The following is a 6,211-nucleotide window of genomic DNA, read 5'->3' on the forward strand; positions in this document are numbered from 1 at the left end:
CTCCCACAGTGATCGAGTCGTTCACCGATTTTTTGAACACCAACGAAACCTGTGGGAGCTGGCTTGCCAGCGAAGGGGCCGGCCAAGGTTCCACAAAAAACCGGGGCATCACTGTTTCATTGAGCTGAGTCAAAAGACCGTATCAGTTGGCTTCATACCATAGGACATCAGACATTTTTAACGTCCTTTTGGAGCTCCCATGAACAAGTCCTTGCTCAGCGCCTCGCTGTTTGCAGTCGCGCTCGCAGCCCCGCTCGCCCACGCCCACGAAGCCGGTGACATCATCGTTCGCGCCGGTGCGATTACCGTCAACCCGAAGGCCGACAGCTCCAGCGTCAAAGTCGATCAGGGTCCGTTGAGCGGCACCAACCTGGGCGGCAAGGCGACCATGAGCAGCGACACCCAACTGGGTCTGAACTTCGCTTACATGCTGACCAACAACATCGGTATCGAGTTGCTGGCCGCCTCGCCGTTCGAGCATGACGTAAAAATCAAAGGCACCGCACTGCCAGCGGCCAACGGCAAACTCGGCACCCTGAAACACCTGCCGCCCACCCTCAGCGTCGTGTACTACCCGCTGGATGCGAAATCGCCGTTCCAGCCTTACATCGGCGGCGGCATCAACTACACCTGGATCTACGACGAGCACGTCGGCAGCGAAGCCCAGTCCAACGGCTTCAGCAACTTCAAAGCGAAAAACTCCTGGGGCCTGGCCTGGCAGGTCGGCGCCGACTACATGCTGACCGACAACATCATGCTCAACGCCCAGGTGCGCTACATCGACATCGATACTCGCGCCACCGTCGAGAACAACGCCGTGGCACCGGGCACCCGTGCCAAGGTGAATGTTGATGTCGATCCGTTTGTGTACATGGTGGGTCTGGGCTACAAGTTCTAAGCAACATTCGAACATTCGCGTGGTGGTGAATGCGGGCTAATGTGGCGAGGGAGCTTGCTCCCGCTGGGCTGCGAAGCAGCCCTGAACAAGGCAAAAGCGGTGCTTCAGAAAAACCGCGTTGACTGAATTTGCGACTGCTGCGCAGTCGAGCGGGACGGTGCGACGATTCGACGAGCTCCCTCGCCACAGGGATTGCACAAGCGTCAAAGCGATACCCCGCCCACAAAAAAGGCGCCTGCAAAGGCGCCTTTTTTGTTTTTTTCGATTTAGCGTCCCAGCAACCGCGCCAGCCCCACACGCATCGGCGTCGGCTCTGGCAGCTTGAAACGTTGCAGCAAACGCGCGTTGTTCGCCCGCGAATGACGGATGTCGCCGGCGCGCGCCGGGCCATAGCTGACCGGTGGCAGTTCGCCGACCACTTCCTGCAGCGTTTGCAACATCTGCTTGAGGTTCATCGCCTGATTCCAGCCGACGTTCATCGCGCCCACTTCCACTTCAGGCTTGTCGATTGCCTGCACCAGCACGTCGACCAGATCCTCGACATAGAGGAAATCGCGGGTCTGCTCGCCATCGCCGAACACGGTGATCGGCAGACCTTTCTGTGCCCGCTCGCTGAAAATGCTGATGACCCCGGAATACGGCGAGGACGGATCCTGGCGTGGGCCGAAGATGTTGAAGAAGCGGAAGATCACCGGCTCCAGACCATGCTGGCGACGATAGAAATCGAAGTAGTGTTCGCCGGCCAGTTTGTCCGAGGCATACGGAGTCAGCGGGGCTTTTGGCGTGTCTTCGTCAATCGACTCGCCTTCGCCATTGTTGCCGTATACCGCTGCACTCGACGCGTAGAGCACACGCTTGACCCCGGCCTGGCGCATGGCTTCGCAGACATTCAGGGTGCCGATGAAATTGCTCTGGTGCGTCTTCACCGGATCGTCCACCGACGCCTGCACCGAAGCGACTGCCGCCAGATGCGCAACGGCGCTGCAGCCTTGCATGGCCTGCGCGACCAGCGCGGCATCGGCGACGTCACCGACGATCAGTTCGACCTTCGGGTTGTCCAGCGGCAGGTTGGCGCGTTTACCGGTCGACAGATCATCGAGAATCCGCACCGAATGGCCGGTGGCGAGCAATGCATCCGTCAGGTGCGAGCCGATGAAACCGGCGCCGCCGGTGATTAAAACAGGGCCTTCAGCCATGACGATAAAACCTATCCAGTAAAGCCGGGAGTGCGGCGCGCCAGGCGCGAGGCTTGATCCCGAAAGTGTGCAGAATTTTCTTGCAGGCGAGGACCGCGTGCTGCGGTTCCTCGGCGGCATCCGGCCGCGCGGCATGGGCCTGAGCGGTCGGCGCTTCGATCGCCAGCGGATGCAGGCTGCGTGCTTCGGTCAGAATCGCCTGACCGAGCGCCAGCGGCGTGGTCGCCTCGTGGCCGGCGTAATGGTAAGTGCCCCACAGCGGCGCCGCGCAATCGAGTTGCTTGAGCACCGAAATGATCACTCGCGCCGCATCGTCCACCGGGGTCGGATTGCCCCGGCGATCATCGGCCATCAGCAATTCATCCGGCTGTTCGGCGCGGGCGAGGAAGCGTCCGAGGGTGCCTTCAGGGCTGTCATCGAGCAGCCAGCCGAAGCGCAGCAACACGTGTTGCGGGCAGGTCGCGCGGACACTTTGCTCGATGCGCCACAGCGCCTGGCCGCGCAGGCCCAGCGGCACCGGCTCGTCTTTTTCGCTGTAGGCAGTCGCCCGCGAACCGTCAAACACCCGGTAACTGGACGGTTGCACAAGAATGATGTTGTGGTGCTGGCACAGTTCGGCCAGCCGCTCGATGGCGCGTTCCTGGCCGGCAAGACGGCTTTCGCTGACCGTCTCGGCCTGGAACCAGTCGAAATAGTAGGCGAGGTTGATCAACGCATCCGGACGGGTATCGTCGAGCAGTTGCGTCAGGCTAGCGGCATCCCAGCCGTCTTCTGGCGGGCGGGGGGCGAGGAAACCGATGTCTTCTTCCGCACCGAGGCGAATCAGCGCCTGCCCAAGGGCATTTCCGCCGCCCAGTAACATAAGGCGCATTCGCATAGAGTCAGCAGGCCCAGTCTGATTGGAACGATGGCTTTAGCGACGGTGCGGGTGACACCGTCATCGATAATTGCCGGAATCGTTGCATTTTGCGGGTTTAGTGCGCAACCGTCACCCGTAAAGTGTAGATCGCCGGGAATTGTGCTGAATCAACTGGCTCCATCGCTGGCAATCCAGCGCCCACAGGGTTCAGTGTTGATTGCCAAACTTTTCAGCAACAATCACTGTGGGAGCTGGCTGGCCAGCGATGAGGCCCTGATGAACAGCGCAGCTCCCCAGCGGTACTTGCATCTTGCCGCCCCCACCCGCATAACTTGAGCATGAATCTGCCCATCCCCAAGGACGCCGCCCTGACTGGCTTTCACCCCGCCGTCAGCGCCTGGTTCAGCAGCACCTTCCCGTCGGTCACCGCCGCCCAGGCCCGCGCATGGCCGTTGATCCGCCAGCGCCGCTCGACGCTGATCGCCGCGCCCACCGGCTCCGGTAAAACCCTCACCGCGTTTCTCGCGGTGCTCGACGACCTCGTCCACCGTGGCCTGGAAAACCCCGAGGGCCTGCCCGACGAAACCCTGGTGGTCTACGTTTCACCGCTCAAGGCGCTGTCCAACGACATCCGCATCAACCTGCAAAATCCGCTGGCCGGAATCACCGAGCAGTTGCGCCAGATGGGCCTGGCCGAATTGCACATCACCACGGCAGTGCGCACCGGCGACACGCCACAGAAAGACCGCGCCGCCATGCGCAAAAGTGCGCCGCACATTCTGGTGACCACGCCGGAATCGCTGTACGTGCTGCTCGGCTCCGAATCCGGACGCAAAATGCTCGGCAACACACGCACGGTGATCATCGACGAGATCCACGCCATCGCGGCTGGCAAACGCGGCAGTCATCTGGCGCTGAGCCTCGAGCGCCTGCAGGCGCTGTGCGCCGAACCCTTGACCCGCATCGGCTTGTCCGCCACACAAAAGCCGATCGAGGCCGTGGCGCGGTTTCTGGTCGGCACTGATCGCCCCTGCGAGATCATCGACATCGGCCACGCCCGGCCACGGGATCTGGGCATCGAAGTGCCGCCGGTGCCGTTGTCGGCGGTGATGGCTAACGATGTCTGGGAGCTGGTTTATGACCGGCTCGCCGAACTGGCCCGCGAACATCGCACCACGCTGATTTTCGTCAATACCCGGCGCCTCGCCGAACGCCTGAGCCGACACCTCAGCGAACGTCTCGGCAAGCACGCAGTGGCCGCGCACCACGGCAGCCTGGCCAAGGAATTTCGTCTCGACGCCGAACAGCGGCTCAAGCGCGGCGAGTTGCAAGTGCTGATCGCCACCGCTTCGCTGGAATTGGGCATCGATATCGGTGAAGTCGATCTGGTCTGCCAAATATCCTCGCCACGTTCGATTGCCGGGTTTCTGCAAAGAGTCGGTCGCTCGGGGCACCAGGTCGGCGGCACGCCCAAGGGCCGCTTGTTCGCCACCACCCGCGACGACCTGATCGAGTGCGCCGCGCTGCTCGACTGCGTGCGCCGTGGCGAACTCGACACCCTGCACATACCCGAAGCGCCGCTGGATGTACTGGCGCAGCAGATCATCGCCGAAGTCAGTTGTCAGGAGTGGCCCGAAGACGCTTTGCTCGCGCTGTTCCGCCAAGCCTCGCCGTACCGCGATCTCGACGAGAAACACTATCAGGCGCTGCTGACCATGCTCGCCGAAGGCGTACAACGGCCGCCAAGGCATCCGCAGCGCCTACCTGCACCGCGACGCCGTCAGCCGCACGCTGCGCGGCCGCCGTGGCGCGCAACTGACCGCCGTGACCAGTGGCGGCACCATCCCCGACAATGCCGACTACAGCGTGTTGCTCGAACCGCAGGGCCTGAACATCGGCAGCGTCAATGAAGACTTCGCCGTGGAAAGCATCGCCGGTGATGTGTTCCAGCTCGGCAACACCTCCTACCGCATCCTGCGGGTGGAAACCGGCAAGGTGCGGGTCGAAGATGCCCAGGGCCAGCCGCCGACCATTCCGTTCTGGCTCGGCGAAGCCCCGGGGCGCAGCGATGAATTGTCGGCGGCGGTGGCGCGCCTGCAAGCGACCCTCGACGAGCTGCTTGGCGTCCGCCCCGGCGATCTGCAACCGGCGCTCGACTGGCTGACCGCAACCCTCGGCCTGAACCGTGCCAGCGCCGAACAACTGGTGGAGTATCTCGCCCGCGCTCGCCTGACCCTCAGCGCCCTGCCCTCGCAGGACACGCTACTGATGGAGCGGTTTTTCGATGAGTCCGGCGGTACTCAGTTGATCATCCATTCACCGTTCGGCAGCCGCATCAACCGCGCCTGGGGCCTGGCCTTGCGCAAGCGTTTCTGCCGCACGTTTAACTTCGAGTTGCAGGCAGCCGCCAGCGAAGACGCGATTGTCCTGTCGCTGTCCACCAGCCACAGTTTCGAACTGGATGATGTCTGGCGGTACCTGCACAGCAACAGCGCCGAGCACATCCTGATTCAGGCAATTCTCGACGCGCCGCTGTTCGGCGTGCGCTGGCGCTGGAATGCCGGGGTGGCGCTGGCGTTGCCGCGTTTTACCGGCGGGCGCAAAGTCGCGCCGCAGTTGCAGCGGATGAAGAGCGAAGACCTGATCGCCAGCGTGTTCCCCGATCAGATCGCCTGCCTGGAAAACCTAGCCGGCGAGCGGGAGGTTCCCGAGCATCCGCTGGTGGAACAGACCCTCGACGATTGCCTGCACGAGGCCATGGACAGCGACGGCTGGCTCACGCTGCTGCGGCGCATGGAGCGTGGCGAGGTGCGGTTGATCAGCCGCGATCTGCCGGCACCGTCACCGCTGGCGGCGGAAATTCTCAGCGCGCGGCCGTACAGTTTTCTCGACGATGCGCCGCTGGAAGAACGCCGCACCCAAGCGGTGATCAACCGACGCTGGAGCGATCCGCAATCCACCGATGATCTCGGGGCACTGGACGCCGACGCCATCAACGCGGTGCGCGAGGAAGCGTGGCCGACGCCGGCCAACGTCGATGAAATGCACGAGGCGCTGATGAGCCTGGCCTGCGTCAGCGACCTTGAAGTTCAGGCTGGCGAACACTGGCGCGAATGGCTTGACGCGCTGACTGCGAGCGGTCGCGCCTGCCGCTTGGCCGTTCCGCCAGTAACGGCAAAAGAAAAGCTTCGCGAGCAGGCTCGCTCCCACATTCAACCGGGTTCCGCCCGTTGGAGCACCGTCAACTGTGGGAGCGAG

At 62.9% G+C, this 6,211-nt stretch carries 3 protein-coding genes and 1 pseudogene; 2 read left to right on the plus strand and 2 right to left on the minus strand.

Annotated elements, in window-relative coordinates; translation table 11 throughout:
- Positions 1–199 precede the first annotated feature (199 nt).
- A complete protein-coding gene (locus HT737_RS11985; RefSeq protein ID WP_041074487.1) occupies positions 200–898 on the plus strand; it encodes an OmpW family protein in 699 nt (232 codons plus the stop codon).
- 266 nt (positions 899–1,164) lie between these two features.
- Here HT737_RS11985 and HT737_RS11990 read toward each other — a convergent pair whose 3' ends face one another.
- Positions 1,165–2,094, minus strand: coding sequence for an NAD-dependent epimerase/dehydratase family protein (locus tag HT737_RS11990; RefSeq protein ID WP_047296876.1), 930 nt, complete (start codon positions 2,092–2,094; stop codon positions 1,165–1,167).
- Positions 2,087–2,971 carry a sugar nucleotide-binding protein gene (locus HT737_RS11995; RefSeq protein WP_041074483.1) on the minus strand — a complete coding sequence of 295 codons (885 nt, stop codon included), beginning with the start codon at positions 2,969–2,971 and terminating at the stop codon, positions 2,087–2,089. Before HT737_RS11995 ends, HT737_RS11990 begins: the two co-directional genes overlap by 8 nt.
- Positions 2,972–3,291: 320 nt before the next feature.
- Between HT737_RS11995 and HT737_RS12000 the strand changes: the two are divergent.
- Positions 3,292–6,211, plus strand: a pseudogene (locus tag HT737_RS12000) (DEAD/DEAH box helicase); the annotation flags it as partial.

The organism is Pseudomonas sp. MD195_PC81_125 (assembly GCF_014060985.1).
Lineage (GTDB): Bacteria > Pseudomonadota > Gammaproteobacteria > Pseudomonadales > Pseudomonadaceae > Aquipseudomonas > Aquipseudomonas parakoreensis.

Excerpts from the sequence above, each read along its gene's own strand:
- HT737_RS11985 (WP_041074487.1), top strand. The coding sequence starts at position 200 with ATGAACAAGTCCTTGCTCAGCGCCTCGCTGTTTGCAGTCGCGCTCGCA.
- HT737_RS11990 (WP_047296876.1), bottom strand. The coding sequence starts at position 2,094 with ATGGCTGAAGGCCCTGTTTTAATCACCGGCGGCGCCGGTTTCATCGGC.
- HT737_RS11995 (WP_041074483.1), bottom strand. The coding sequence starts at position 2,971 with ATGCGAATGCGCCTTATGTTACTGGGCGGCGGAAATGCCCTTGGGCAG.